Genomic DNA, 13401 nt, shown 5'->3' on the forward strand with positions numbered 1-13401 from the left:
CCGGAAATAGGCTCTCCCGCAGCGTACGTCCCTCCGGAACACCGGAGGACGCCGGTAGCCGCGAGGTACGCTTCACCGGCGCCATTGTCGGGCCGCTTCGACGGTTATTTGGATCGCCCTTGTAGGCCCCCTCCCAGAACTGTGGGTTCTGATGGTAGGTTTGATGTGCATCGTACCAGTCGTTGCCGAAGTCCCGCGCAATTCGACCCCGCGCCATCACCCGCCTATTTGCTCGCCCGCCTCGTGCACTCCGTCTTTTGCTTCACGCAGGCGATCTGCGGCGTCGAGCATTCGGCCACGCCGGCGACCACCGCGCAGAAGGAACATCGGTCGTTGAATTCCAGGCAATCCGGATTGGCCGCCATGAATTCCTTCATGCTGTCGCCCTGCGTCTGAGCCGCTCCTGGCGTCCCCCCGACCTCGGCCGGAAGCGCGGCCGTTGCGCCGGCAACGGCGAGCACGAATGAAAGCGCGAACTTGCGGACGGCATGTCTCATTCCATCCCCTTTGCGGCGCCGATCTTTCTTCGCCTTTCACGAGGCTCCCATCTTGCCACAGGGCAATCACCCCACAAGGTTGCGGATCGCGCGCATGAAGACCCGGGCGCCGATGCCGATCAGCGCATCGGGAAAATCATAATCCGGATTGTGCAGCCGCGGATGGTTTTCGCCGGCACCGAGGAAGAACATCGCCGACGGGGCGACGCGGCCGAAGAGGCCGAAATCCTCCGACGCCTTCATCGGTAGCGCGCCCGCGCCCCGATCGTGGTTGATGCCTTCCTCGTCGAGCGCCCGTCTGAGTTCGCTGACGGCCGCGGCATCATTGCTGCATTGATGGAATACGTCCTCGTAGCTGACCGTCGCATCAAGATTGGCCGCCTCGGCCTCCCTCAGCACAAGAGCCTCCGCAGTCGCCACCAGCGCCGCCATTCCCTCGTCTGTAAGCGTGCGCAGCGTTGCCCAGATTTCAGCGTGACCGGGGCTGATGCCGAAAGCCTCCTCGCCGAGCTTCGCATGCGTCACCGTCACGAGCGTGAAATTCTCGTCGAGCGCCCCGCCCGCGCCGAGTGCGGTCAGGCCGCTGAGGAGTCTTGCAAGCGCAAAGGTCGGCGCGATCCCGTCTTCGGGCGATGAGGCATGCGCCGTCTTGCCCGAAAGCGTGATCTTCATGCCGCGCGAGGCGCAGTTGACCGGCCCTTCCGCAAGCGCCACATGGCCGAGCGCTAGGCCGGGAAAATTGTGCAGCGACAGCACGAAGTCGGGCCTCAGCGCGGAAAACTTCGGATCGGCGAGCACTGCCGCCGCCCCTGCCCCGTTCTCCTCGGCCGGCTGGAAGAGGAGGATCGCCCGCCCGCGCGCCGGCCGCTCGCGGCCAAGCCCCTTGGCCAGCGCCATCAGGATCGCCATATGCCCGTCATGCCCGCAGAGGTGCCCCTTGCCGGCGATCTCAGAGCGGTGTGGCAGATAGGAAACCTCCGTAATCGGCAGGCCGTCGAGCTCGGCGCGGATCATCACCGTCGGCCCCTCGCCTGCTCCCCGGTAGATTGCCGCCACGCCATGCCCGCCAAGCCCGGTGACGATCTCGTCCGCCCTGGTTTCCTCAAGCGCCCGCTCGACCGCCCTTGCCGTCTCCGCCTCCGCGCCCGAAAGCTCGGGCCGGCGATGCAGCGCGCGTCGAAACGCCGTGATCTCCTCTAGTTCACCGCCGCCCAGAAACACGCTTCACCTCCCTACAATCGTCCTGATAGAACCAACTCTTCGAAAATGCCCCGGCGGCGACAGCCGGTCCAGCCCAAATAACGCGCGATTGCCTCGCATGATTCAAAGGGCTGGCACTCGGTAGCCGGCAACGTCAGCATCTCATATCAGCAGACGCGGCATGCCTGAGCCCCTATGAAAGGCTCGATCCTCATCCCGGTATCCCTCCAACATGAGCCACCGACACCGGCTCTCCCCCCAGCGCCTCTGCAGCATTCTGCTGGCGTTTGAGGTTCAGTTCGGCGTCGATCTGGTAGCGCTTCAGGGCGCCCTTCTGCTGGAGTTCGGCGAGTTTCAGCTCGCGCTCGATCTCCAGCTTCCGCCGGTCGTTTTCCGCGGCAAGCCGCGCTCTTTCAGCGTCCGCCTGCTGCCGCATCTCAAGCTTCTGCATTTCCGGGTTCGGCTGGCTTGCACTCGCCTGCATCCGCCGCTGGATCTCCTCCGGCGACGGCTTCGAAAAATAGAGGTCGGGCGATTTCAGCCCCGCCGCTTCCACCGATTTGGCGATGCCGTTGTAAAGGTTGTCCGGCGAGACGTAGGGGTTGTCCGGACCCAGCGTCATCAGGAGCTTTTCCTGCAGCTGCTGGACCATCTGCACCATCATCATGTCGCGCTCGCGCGTACCGGCGCCAAGCCCGGTATTGACCGTCGCGTCCATCTCGGCGTTCCAGTGGCGCGGATCGAAACTCACCCACTGGCCGCGCAGGCGCGCGACACGCGGCCGGTCCTGGTGCTTGATGACGAGGCGCAAGAGCCCCTTGAACACGCGCCTCAACCCTTGCGCAAAGGTGCGCACCATCAGCTCCGTCTGGCCGATCCCCGCCTGCTCGATCAGCGCCGTTGCCCGCGCCGTCATGTTCTGCAGCGCGTCCGGCGCAAGCCCGCTCGAGGCGTCGGAAATGCCGGTGCGATCCGTCGCCTCCTGATCGAGATAGGAAAGCATCGCGAAGGACTCCTTCGCCACGAACGGCACCACGGTGTAGCCGAGCGCGGCGCGGGCGTCGATGCCCTGGCTGACGCGGATCGGCTGGCCGAACTTCGGGTTGAGCACGGCTTCCGGATTGGCGATCGCGCCTTCCTGGACGATCGGCTGCTGGTTGTTCTGCCAGTAGAGATTGTCGAGCGTCTGGCGCATCAGCACGGTCTTCACCCGCTGGATTTCCGCCATGTCGTCGGTGACCGAGCCGCCCTCGCGCTGGTGCGGCCGCCGCTCGACGATCAGATCCGCGAAGGGCACCTCGTCCCATTCGTCGTTCGAAAGCAGGTTTTCCGCGCCCGTGCCGCCGGCAAAGACCAGCCGGCGCAGTTCCGCAATGCCGTCGTCGTCCGCGTCCACCTTCACGTAGAGCTCGTAATAATCCACTTCCTCCAGCGCCTTCGGCGCCGCATCCCGCGCCGCAAAGGCATCGCGCCTGCGGGTGAACTCCTCGGCGTCGCTGCCGCTGTCGCCGGTCGAAGCCGGCAGGCCTTCGATCAGCTCGCGGTCATGCCCCATCGCGATGAGATCAGAGCGGCGCATGCGCGTGGCAATGCCGGTGATCGGGCTCTCTTCGATCGAGAGCGCGTCCGGATGGATGAGGAACTCTTCGAGCGGCACCGCCGCCAGCCGCGGCGTGCCGCGCTCCACCTTGCGGCGGATCTTCACGTTGTAGCTCGGCTGTTCGATCACGCCCTGAGGGGTCTGGATCTTCCCGATCGTGTGCGACTGCTCCAAGACCTCGACCGCGTCGTCGCCGACGAGTTGCACCAAAGCGGCCTCGTCGAGCCCGGAATGGGTGGAGACCGCGACCGACACCTTGTCCTCGTACCACCAGCGGATCACGCCGTTGCGGAGCTTCAGGGCGTCGTGCGCCGCGTCCTGCACGGCGTCGTAGCCGTCGCTTTCGGGAAAGACGACGTAGTTGATGTAGTCGGTCGCCTGTTCCGCCGCCGCCTCGTCGCCCTCGTTGACGGGGGCGTATTCCACCACCTTGTCGTTGCCGAGAATGGTACGGATCAGCGAAGGCAGCACCTTCTTGATCGCCGCACGGCAATCGCGCGAAACGACCTTCGAGCGGTTGGCGTCCGCCGGCACGTCCTTCATCGTGCCGTCGTAATATTCCATCGCCTTGATGCGATCGACCGCGAGCACATCGCGATAGTCCTCGCAGTCCTTCACCAGTTGGCTGACAAGCTGGGCCAGCCGTTCATCGGTCATTGCAGCCATAGGAGAACCTTTCGGGCAGTAAATTCCTGATTTGTGTTTGCTTGGGTGCGCGCAGAAGGCGCGCTTTCACCAGCGCTTCGCGCGAGGAGGAGAAGAGATACGTTGAGGAAGGGACGTCATGCAGTCTCATCATTGCTGCAGAAACCCAGCTCTTTCGCGTGCGGCGAAAGCGAAGCTACCCGGTTTGCTCCCGGAAGATGGCACGCAACTGGCCGGGAACCCGGTGATCTTGCTAAGCTAAAGTGCGAACGCCGGCGGGATGATGTTATATCTCAATGGACCGCAACATCAGAGAGGCTGATCCATGTGGCTTAAACTGCACGACAACAACGGACCGATCTTCATCAACATGGACACTGTTACACACTTCCAGCGGGTAGAAGGGCAGCGGCGCACCACTCTCGTCACTTTCGCGCCCAATGGCGGAACCTCCGTCATGCTCCACGTTCATGAGTCACCTGACGACATCATGGAAATGCTTTGGGAAGAGTAACACAGGTGGCCAATCTCGGCATCGCCTCCGACCGATGGAGAGCGAACCAAAACGCCCCAGCCGCGCAGCGCTCGGCGCACGCGACCACCGTCTATAGCACTACGCTCCGGGCTTCCAATGCAAGTGAGGGGCGCAGTCAAACGTTGCCATCTTCGGTAGCAGATCTTCCCTTCTGCAAAACCTCCCATAGTTAAGCCCTACAGCGCTGCGCGTCTTGCCAGACGCGCAAAAGACGCTGTAGCACTTTAGAATTGCTGCATGTTTTATCCCTAAATCGGCTACGATTTAACGAAACATGCAGTAGTCGGAAGCTTTCATCGGGAGTAAGAGGCCATGTCGATCCTCATCAGCATCTTGATCACGTTCCTGGTCGTCATCCTGGTGCTTTATCTCGTAAATCGGCTTCCACTGGACGCGCGTGCGAAACAGATCGTCCAGGCCATCGTGATCATCATCGGCATCCTGTCACTGCTACGGTATTTGGCGGTCTTTTGATCGCGCCCTCGACACGATTCGGCGCGCCGTGACCCGTGGCGTCCGACGAGACGCGCGGCGCTCCGGGCCTGGATGTGTATAGCTTGTGAGGCTTTGAAAAACGCGCTCGAATTGACATCGTGGCGAACGTTCCCGACCGACCGACGGGCTGGTCTCGACGGAGACGCCGATTGGTCGCGCTTGCCCGCTGCCAAAAATAGCTACGAACAGTCAGTGAACCGGTGGCGGCAGATGCCGCCCATCACCCGTAATCTCCGGCCACGAGCTGAGGAGCATGGTATAATGCCGTCACGCTACAACGCCTCAACCTTTGTTATCCCTGGCCAACCATCGTGCAGGAACCAGTTGCACTGATGGCACGTTCTCGTATGTGCATGGAGTGGAGTTCGTTACGATGGCTGGAAAAGATTACCGAGGACCGGAATATCACGCTTCGAGCGGCCTCCCCGTGGCCATTCTGCTGCTGTCTGTGCTCGGCATATCGGCCTATCTCTTTCTTGCAGGATCTTTGACGAGTGAAGAGCACGCCGCCGCGAGGGTTTACTTGCCGGCCGCACAGACCGAGACGCGATAACAGGCTCTAGAGCATCCCGCTTTCAAGTGGAATCACTTGAAAGCGGATAAGATGCTCTAGAATCAAAGTGCTAGAGCGTCCTTTGTGCGTTCACTTGAACGCACGGCGCTCTAGACGCTACTGCATGATTCCTTAAATCGGAATCGATTTGACGACAAAATCATGCAGAAAACTCAAAGCTCTACCGCGATCTTTGCACGTCCGATCGGATGCGCGGCGCTGTAGGCGTGAGGCTTCTGCCTCGCGGGCCCGCGAATGCCTCGAAATTCTCACATTCAGTGCCCCATGATGGGGAATGAACAAGACCGGCATCGCCTTTCTGGCGCTTATACTCATCCTCGTCGCTCTCGTCATGAGTATCCTGGCGTTCCATCCCGAACAGGAGGCGCCTCCGAGCAGACCGCCAATCGCGCCGAGCAACTAAAGCAATTCCAGAGAAAGTGTCGAGCGATTTTCCGCCCGGAATTGCGCAACTTCCAAAGCAATTCCAGGAAAAGTGTGGAGCGGTTTTCCGTCCGGAATTGCGTAACTTTCAAAGCAATCCCAGGAAAAAGTGTCGAGCGGTTTTCCGTCCGGAATAGTCTGAAAGCGCCGGATCCGGCTGCCTACGCCCACCGCTCGCCGCTTATGCAAACATCGGCTCAAGTAATTACGAACGCCAGAGGAACGCTTGGGGAACGAAACATGGACTTCTACTCCCCGTGGGCTAAGCCCTCGTCCGCGGCGCCGAAGGCGGAAATACCTCCTCCGGGTAGGGCTTATTCGGCAATCCGGAGGAGCCGCCGCCTGCCACGGGAGAGGCAGTCAGTTGCGAGCGGCGCACCTCTCCTGGCTGGGCTGCACAGCGCAGGAAACGGGTGGCTTCGGTGACATTGCGCGATCAACATGCTGATCAACCGACGGAGACAGCCATGAGATCCCTCCTCGCACTCCACACCATCGCAATTGCGCGCGCCGATGGCCTTCGCCCGGAACTCGTCGAGGCCTTCAAACGGCAGGAGCCGCACGGATACGCGCTGCCCGGCGCCCGGGTGTCAGCAGAAATGGCGGGCGAAACGGATGAATGGAAGGCGATCGCCCCCGAGCGTTTGCCCGACATCACCCGCGTCAAACAACCTTCCGATCCGTAAACTTCCACGCCGCGGCATCGACCTTCCCCCGCGCGAACCGCTTCATCATCAGCGCGTAACGTGAGGCCGAGAGAAGATCGTCGCGTTCCTTGACGACCCGGCCGTCCTTGCGGTGGTAGAGGCGGAATTCCTCGAACCAGTCGGCACAAGTGGAAAACACCTTCCAGCGCCCGGTCTGCATCCGCTGCAGCATCTCGGAAAGCCCCGCTTCGACGCCGTTGGTGCCGTCGTCGAAGGTTGCCCGCTCGGCAAGCAGCGCCAGCCCCTGCCCGCGATATTGCGACGCCAGCTGTTCGCCGCTGCCCTTGTCGTGCTGCAGGCCGTCATGCGGCCAGGCGAAGGGCAGCCACGGCCCCCAGGGTTTCAGCGCCGCCGCATGAATGATCGGCGTCGCCTCGCGCTCGCGATAGGTCCTCGTCACATAGAAGATGTCGGCGTCCCGGTCCCAGGCGCAGCCCGCGGCGGCGAAAGGGTGGTCCCAGCCGAAATCGAGCCCGCCGATCTGCACCCAATGCTTCGGGATTTCGAAGGGATCGACGCGGATCGTCTCCTCCGTCACCGGGAAGACACGCCCCGAACCGAGCGCCGGTACGCCCTTGGTGCGCGCCTCGCGCTCATGCGCCGGATAGCTGTCGATGATCCGCTGCCGCTCCTCCGCCGTATAATGCTCGGCATCCTCGATCGTCATGGTGATGACCTCGCGATCCGGCGACTTTTCCATCAGATACCGCGCCACGACGCTGCTCAATCCTTTGAGCGGCGTGAACGTGACGGCGACCGCGCCGCGCGTCGCATTGGTGCGGGTGATCCCCTCGAAATAGACATCCTCCGGGGGCTCCTCGTCGAACCAGACATAGTCGACCGTGTTCGCCTGCCACTTGCCGCGCCCCTGTTCGTAGGCCTTGAAGAGCAGCGTCGAGGCGCCTCCCGTGACATGGCGCACCGTCAGGCTGTCGAGCGCGCCGGATGCGCCTGAACGCCGCGTGGTCGCCTGGATCGTCGCCTTCGGAATGAAGCCGGTGCCCCAGTCCTCCTCGTTGAGCGGCGGGCCGACCAGCAGCCGCTGCACGCCGTCGCGCGTCAGCTCATAGGATTCAGAGCCCGCCAGCATCACGACCGGCCTGTCGAACCGTCGCCCCCTCCACCAGTCCGGGTAGCGCCCCGTCAGGTGCATCGCCGCCTCCGCCGCGCCGGCAAGCGTCTTGCCGAGCTGGTTGCCGGCCATGAACAGCCGTTCGCGCACCGCGGCACCCGCCGTATGGAAATCGCGCTGCTTCGCATAGGGCCGGTAACCGGCGAGAATATTGGTGCGCCGCCGCCGGTCGAGTTCGGCCATCAGCACCGCCTGTTCTTTGAGCAACGCGTGGAGATCTGACGGTTGTCCGAAGGCGCCCGATATCGCCGTTACAGGCTCGGTCGATCGGTTTGGCATTTTTTCTCCGCCGGTTCGCGCATTGTTCCATCATTGGCTCTTGCCTTTGGCGAGCAGTCGTGGAAATTCCACCGAATGAGAATCAGCCGTACCTTATTGATTACGCTCTGCCTCTCGGCGCTGGCGTCCTCGTGCACCGAGACCGCCGAAGCGCCCGCGCCCGCACGCCGCCCCAAGGTGGCCGCCGCTGTCGTCGATAATTCGCCGCGCCAATGCGCGACCCGCCTGACGCAGTGCTACTACGGCACCGGTCCGGCCGGCGAACCCTGCTCCTGCTGGTCGAGCGAAGGCGCTCCCGACCACGGCATCACCACCAAGTAAGTCGAGAGTCGCGAAGATCGCCCCGCCGCCGGCGGCCGGCGATGCCATCACTGCAAAGATATCTAAGGGAAACCGCCCTCGCGCGTCTTATCGGACGCACGGCATTCGGCTTGCGCCGGCCGCCATCAATCAGTCGTTAACCATATTTCACGTTACCGGGGGAACAACTCGATCGGCGCCACACGAATATCGTCATCGCACGCTCTGAAGAGACGGACGACAACAACGCGCTTGAAAGGGATGGAGATGGTCAAAACTGGTCTTGGCGCTTCGATAGCTGCTCTCACCTTCTCCATTGCCGTGTCCGCGGTTCTTCATGTCGCCTTGGCCCAGAATCGAACAGAGGCCGTCCCCGCCGTGTCGGCCGAGATAACCTCTTCGATCTCGAAATGAGGTGATCGCCCCGTCCGGGAAGGCCCGACTGGATGGGGCTGACGCGGTTGCCTGCGCGTCACGCGGCGCGATAGCCGCGCTGGGCCTTCGTACTTACCCTGAAAACGTCGCAACCCTCACCCCGGTTCCAATTCCGGGTTCGCTTCACACCCCTCTTGCGCTTCCTTCGGTGCTGGCCAATGCTTGAACGGACCGGCTCACCGAAGGAGCACACCATGATCGAAGGTCATTGCCATTGCAGGTCGGTGCGCATCACCGTTCCCATCCGCCCCGAGACGCTCGGTGATTGCAACTGTTCCATCTGCAGCCGGCTCGGCGCGCTCTGGGGTTACTATCCTGTGAACGACGTCAAGATCAGCGACGAGCAGAAAACACTTGTCGGCTATGTCCAGGGCGACGCAACGCTCACCATGCACCATTGCGGGCGCTGCGGCTGCACGACCCATTGGTCGCCGCGCGGGCGCAACGCCTCGCGCATGGGTGTCAACATGCGGATGTTCGACCGCGCCGTCTGGGAGGAAATCCCGCACCGGCTGATCGACGGCGCAAGCTGGTGAACCCCCGCTTGTCAGCACGAGCGATTCGACCGACTTGGGCGTGGCCACGAGGGCGCTCAGATCCTGCCCATCAGCAAGAGAACAAGCAGCACGACCACCAGGACGCCGAGAATACCGGAAGGGCCATAGCCCCAGGCGTTCGAATGGGGCCAGGCGGGAAAGGCGCCGATCAGGAGCAGGATGAGAATAACGAGAAGTACGGTTCCAAGCATTTCGCAATCCTCCGCTCGCATAATTCGATCCGCGGATGAAACTATGCAGCAATAGAAGGTGCCGCCGTGCTATTGGCGCGGGTGCGCTGGCGCAGCGGGGTGTTTTCTTCCCTACCGAATTCCCGCCGTCGCAATAAGTTCCGCTAAAATCGCGCGACCGACCGTCGGAAAAACCTCTTTCTCCCGCCAGCAATGCTGCAGTGCCGACTCGCCCTCCGGAAATATTTCGATTGTAACATCGGTAACAGCGTCGGCGCGCCAAAGATCCTTTGATAGCCTCGTTCTCGGGCCTCTGAGAACATGCTAAATTTCTGTCGGCAACAGAGGGGGAGAATCAATGCCACGCATCGCAAATCTTTACTTCAAGACCGCCATCATTTTTCTGATCGCCGGCATCTCGGTCGGACTTCACATGTCGATTTCGGGCAATCACGCGCCCACCGGCGCCCATGCCCACGCCAACCTGCTCGGCTGGGTCACCATGGCGCTCTTCGGCGTCTACCACGCGCTCAATCCGCGCAAGGCCGAGAAGCGCCTGGCGATGATCCAGTACGTCGTATACACCTTCGGCGTCGCGGTGCTGATCCCGTCGCTTTATCTGCTGCTTTCTGGAAACGCGGCGATGGAACCGATCGTCGCCATTTCCTCGCTGATCGCGTTCGCCGGCGTGCTGATGTTCGCCGTCATCATCTTCTCGGGCAGCGAGGCAGCGGTTCCCGCCAGCGCCTCTGCGATCCGCTGATCAGACTGCGTTAAATCGGCACCGGTTTAATGAAACATGCAATTGGGATGAGGTGGGGCTCCACCTCATCCTTCTTGTTGAAAGGTCCCCTACAGCGCCGCGCGTCTTATCGGACGCGCAAAGGACGTTGTAGCACCTTGAATTGCTGCATGTTTTTGTCCTCAAATCGGCTACGATTTAAGGAAACATGCAGTAGCGCATTGAACTGATTCATTTCTTTCCGAGACACTTGCCGCTCGCCCGCCGCGTCCGCGCGGGCTTTCGCGCCGCCCTGCCCTTTGTCGGCGCTTCGATCAGCGGCCGGATCGTCGCATCGAGCATCCGGATGCGCCGGACAAGCTCTTCATCCGTCAGTTCGTCCAGCGCGTTCGCATTCGCCGAGAGATCCTTGGGCAGGATCGAGGCGAGCAGCTTCAGATAGGATTCCGGCTTCTCCTCGCGCAGCCGCGCGATCACGTCGACGCCATGCGCCTCGAAATCCGCCTGCACCGCCTCGAGGAAAGCGCCGCCGAGCCGCGTGCGCGAGCCCTTCGCTGCAGGGCTGGCGGATTGGTCCGCATCATCGGCTGGCCCATCTGCCGGATCGCCCGGGCAAAACCCCGGGGCGCTTGAAACATCGTCTACGGTCACGTCCATCGCCTCTCTTCCATCGACCTTTGCATCGTGTGAACAGGCGCAGGAGCCACCTCGGGACGGTGCGTGCATCGGTGATTTTTCGCCACCCATAATTGCACCAGAATCACGAATCAGTTTGAATCACAAGCGCCCGCAACGCCTCGATTGCGGCCGGGTCGCACCAGCGCGTCACACTCAAAGAAAGGGACCCTGGACCCATGCTGAAATTCATTGCCACGACCTTGCTCGCCGCCGCATCGGCCGTTTCAGCCTTCGCAGCCGGGCAGACCGGCAAGCCGCAATATTTCGTCAAGGCCTGGCTGCAGAAGGCGGACAAGAGCTTCGAACACACGACCGGCTGGTGCGACGGCAGCTATTTCTGCACACTCGAGATCGGCGATCACACGGTGAAGCTACGCGAGATCGGGCATTTCCGATATTTCCTGAGCTTCGAGACCGCTCCTTCCGAACGGGAGCGCTGCTGCCTGTTCGCCGACGGCACCGCCGAGACAGTGGTCAAGACCGGGCGACCTCATGTCGAGACCCTCTACGACAGCGCGGCGGATGTGGCGGCCCGCGGGAATCCGGTTGAATTCGGCAAAATCATCATCCTCGTCGAAGACCTGAAGAAGCCCGAGCCGGACTGGTGGCAAGCGACACCCGTCAGCGCAAGGCCGCTCGACACGCTGCAGGAGGCAAGGTGAACGTGTCCGGCTCACTGGCAGCGACGCTTCTCGCCGCCATCTCCGCCTCCTCTGCCCTCGCCTCGGGCCAGACCGGTGATCCACGCTACCTCGTCAAGGCCTGGATTCAGAAATACGACAAGAGTTTTTGTACACGCGACCGGCTGGTGCGGCACCGGCGATCTTTGCACCCTCAAGGTCGGCGAGCACGACATCCGCATCCGCTTCTTCCTGTCGGGCGACAGCTACCGCTTGAGTGTGCGCGCCGCACCCGACGATCCGGCCGCCTGCTGCGTCTTCGCCGACCGCACTGAGGAAGTCTTCGTCGGCGGCGGATCACCGCACGCCGAAACACTGTATTTCCGGCTTCCGGACGCACTCGCGGACAAGGGCCGCGTGGAATTCGGCACGCTCTTCATTGCGCTGGAGGATTTGCGGTAGCTGGATCACTCGACCCAATAGAAAGCGCCTCTCGCAAGGAAATAGGGCGCTTGCGGTTTGGACTGTCCCAGGGCGACGGCTCTTCACCTTTCAGTTGAGGTTCGGTTTTGTACGGATCTTCGTAAAACCTCTTACGCTCATCGTCGTCCAGCCTGTCCTGCGTCGCCTGTATCGACGATATGATGCCATTCAAGGCAAAGGACGTTTCCAATCGCTCATAAACTACTCCTTGATTTCCGTCCCGCAGCCCGCCCGGCCGTCGCGTTGCGCCTCTGGTCAGCGTCGTTCAAGCGTCTTGCGCCTTGCGATCGGGCCGGGCGGCTGCGGGGCGGCCGGTGACGCTGCCATGGCCGCAGCGCCGCGCATCCTCGCGGACGCCTCAAGGTCGCTGTTCCACTAAAGGCGCATCACCGGCCGCGTACGGCGCCGCGCCGCGTCGTGAGACGCGCGGTGGCTGCCGTAATCCGTTGTTTGACGATGGTTTGATAAATTCAGGAATCAGAACGGCTGCCGAAGCAGCCGTCGCATCAGGACAAAATTCCTATCCTTGATTTACGGAATAATCCAAATCACCCGCGGAACACAAGACCCGGCAAAGGGCAAAGCGCCCGATCGCCGACTTAGCGACAGCATTTTTGCTCGAAGCCTGCCTGTCGGAATCCGCTCCCTTGTCCATCCTGCCCCTCCGCTGCCGGCACGATCGCCTCACGCCACGCACCCACAAAAACCAGCCAAGCCCTTGCTATACAAACGTATATTATAATTTTCTTGCATAAGACAGAGCCCTCTGCTTCAATCAAAGCCAGGTCGATGCTCAAGGGGCTTGGGCATGATTGGATTGGTGGCATTTCCGCAAGCAGAGCGACGGGGACGAGACATCATCGCGCCTTGAGGCCGGTGGTGGCCGTCGTGCACGCCGCGGAAAGCCCTTGCCTGACCTGCCGGTAAAAAAGACGTGAGCGAGGCTAGAAAAACCGGCAAGCCGACAGATATTTATACTGTAATGCCAAGAAATGATGGTGCGGCGCTTATATTTTAGACTTTCGATAAGCTCATGGCTCCCGGGCCGATACCGGGGAACCAGACAAGCCCTCACGCATTTGCCTTCCGACAGAAGGAGTTTCAGTCATGCGTAATCACTGGATCTATGTTGCCATCGGATTTGTTGCCGGCGCCGGCCTGTTTCTCACCACCTCCTGGCAGCAGCGCATGCCGCCAGCCGAAATGCCGACGGTAAAGCTCGAAAAGACCGACCGCCTCCAGGGCCCCGCCGTCCAGACCTCGTTCACCATGGAACGCTTCGGCCCCGTGCACTCGGTGGAATAGATTACCTAGTCCCCTGAATCCACG

The 13401-nt window shown here is 61.8% G+C and carries 15 protein-coding genes; 9 read left to right on the forward strand and 6 right to left on the reverse strand.

What is annotated here, in order from left to right:
• Positions 1-224: 224 nt before the first annotated feature.
• From RB548_RS09690 to RB548_RS09700, 3 genes are all read right to left on the reverse strand, one after another.
• Positions 225-497 (reverse strand): hypothetical protein, encoded by a 273-nt coding sequence (locus tag RB548_RS09690; protein WP_331374714.1) that lies wholly within the window; start codon positions 495-497, stop codon positions 225-227.
• 66 nt (positions 498-563) lie between these two features.
• Positions 564-1718 carry an amidohydrolase gene (locus RB548_RS09695; RefSeq protein WP_331374715.1) on the reverse strand — a complete coding sequence of 385 codons (1155 nt, stop codon included), beginning with the start codon at positions 1716-1718 and terminating at the stop codon, positions 564-566.
• A gap of 190 nt (positions 1719-1908) precedes the next feature.
• Entirely contained in the window at positions 1909-3963 is a 2055-nt protein-coding gene (locus RB548_RS09700; RefSeq protein WP_331374716.1) for a portal protein, read from the reverse strand.
• A gap of 304 nt (positions 3964-4267) precedes the next feature.
• Between RB548_RS09700 and RB548_RS09705 the strand changes: the two genes are divergently transcribed.
• The 3 genes from RB548_RS09705 to RB548_RS09715 all read left to right on the forward strand — a co-directional run bounded on the left by RB548_RS09705 (position 4268) and on the right by RB548_RS09715 (position 6655).
• Positions 4268-4456 carry a hypothetical protein gene (locus RB548_RS09705; RefSeq protein ID WP_331374717.1) on the forward strand — a complete coding sequence of 63 codons (189 nt, stop codon included), beginning with the start codon at positions 4268-4270 and terminating at the stop codon, positions 4454-4456.
• A gap of 333 nt (positions 4457-4789) precedes the next feature.
• A complete protein-coding gene (locus RB548_RS09710) occupies positions 4790-4951 on the forward strand; it encodes a Thivi_2564 family membrane protein (RefSeq protein ID WP_153437503.1) in 162 nt (53 codons plus the stop codon).
• Between the two features lie 1485 nt (positions 4952-6436).
• Positions 6437-6655 carry a hypothetical protein gene (locus RB548_RS09715; RefSeq protein WP_331374718.1) on the forward strand — a complete coding sequence of 73 codons (219 nt, stop codon included), beginning with the start codon at positions 6437-6439 and terminating at the stop codon, positions 6653-6655.
• Here RB548_RS09715 and RB548_RS09720 read toward each other — a convergent pair.
• Positions 6633-7991 (reverse strand): terminase large subunit domain-containing protein, encoded by a 1359-nt coding sequence (locus tag RB548_RS09720; RefSeq protein WP_331374927.1) that lies wholly within the window; start codon positions 7989-7991, stop codon positions 6633-6635. The genes RB548_RS09715 and RB548_RS09720 overlap by 23 nt on opposite strands.
• Before the next feature lie 171 nt (positions 7992-8162).
• Between RB548_RS09720 and RB548_RS09725 the strand changes: the two genes are divergently transcribed.
• Positions 8163-8408, forward strand: coding sequence for a hypothetical protein (locus RB548_RS09725; RefSeq protein WP_331374719.1), 246 nt, complete (start codon positions 8163-8165; stop codon positions 8406-8408).
• Positions 8409-9016: 608 nt separating this feature from the next.
• On the forward strand, positions 9017-9358 hold the full coding sequence (locus RB548_RS09730) for a GFA family protein (protein ID WP_331374720.1): 342 nt from the start codon (positions 9017-9019) through the stop codon (positions 9356-9358).
• A gap of 56 nt (positions 9359-9414) precedes the next feature.
• Here the strand turns inward: RB548_RS09730 and RB548_RS09735 are convergent, their stop codons facing one another.
• The gene (locus RB548_RS09735; protein ID WP_331374721.1) at positions 9415-9570 is read right to left on the reverse strand and encodes a DUF3309 family protein; all 156 of its coding nucleotides are present in this window, start codon (positions 9568-9570) and stop codon (positions 9415-9417) included.
• A gap of 337 nt (positions 9571-9907) precedes the next feature.
• Here RB548_RS09735 and RB548_RS09740 point away from each other — a divergent pair, with 337 nt between their 5' ends.
• On the forward strand, positions 9908-10312 hold the full coding sequence (locus tag RB548_RS09740) for a hypothetical protein (protein ID WP_331374722.1): 405 nt from the start codon (positions 9908-9910) through the stop codon (positions 10310-10312).
• 210 nt (positions 10313-10522) lie between these two features.
• Here the strand turns inward: RB548_RS09740 and RB548_RS09745 are convergent, their stop codons facing one another.
• On the reverse strand, positions 10523-10948 hold the full coding sequence (locus tag RB548_RS09745) for a hypothetical protein (RefSeq protein WP_331374723.1): 426 nt from the start codon (positions 10946-10948) through the stop codon (positions 10523-10525).
• A 197-nt stretch (positions 10949-11145) separates the two neighbouring features.
• On the opposite strand from RB548_RS09745, the gene RB548_RS09750 reads away from it, so the two are divergent.
• The 3 genes from RB548_RS09750 (at position 11146) to RB548_RS09760 (ending at position 13377) form a co-directional block, all read left to right on the forward strand.
• A complete protein-coding gene (locus RB548_RS09750; protein ID WP_331374724.1) occupies positions 11146-11631 on the forward strand; it encodes a hypothetical protein in 486 nt (161 codons plus the stop codon).
• 75 nt (positions 11632-11706) lie between these two features.
• Positions 11707-12051 (forward strand): hypothetical protein, encoded by a 345-nt coding sequence (locus RB548_RS09755; protein ID WP_331374725.1) that lies wholly within the window; start codon positions 11707-11709, stop codon positions 12049-12051.
• A 1128-nt stretch (positions 12052-13179) separates the two neighbouring features.
• Positions 13180-13377 carry a hypothetical protein gene (locus tag RB548_RS09760; protein ID WP_331374726.1) on the forward strand — a complete coding sequence of 66 codons (198 nt, stop codon included), beginning with the start codon at positions 13180-13182 and terminating at the stop codon, positions 13375-13377.
• The last annotated feature ends 24 nt before the right edge of the window (positions 13378-13401 follow it).

It is taken from the genome of Sinorhizobium chiapasense (assembly GCF_036488675.1).
GTDB lineage: Bacteria > Pseudomonadota > Alphaproteobacteria > Rhizobiales > Rhizobiaceae > Sinorhizobium > Sinorhizobium chiapasense.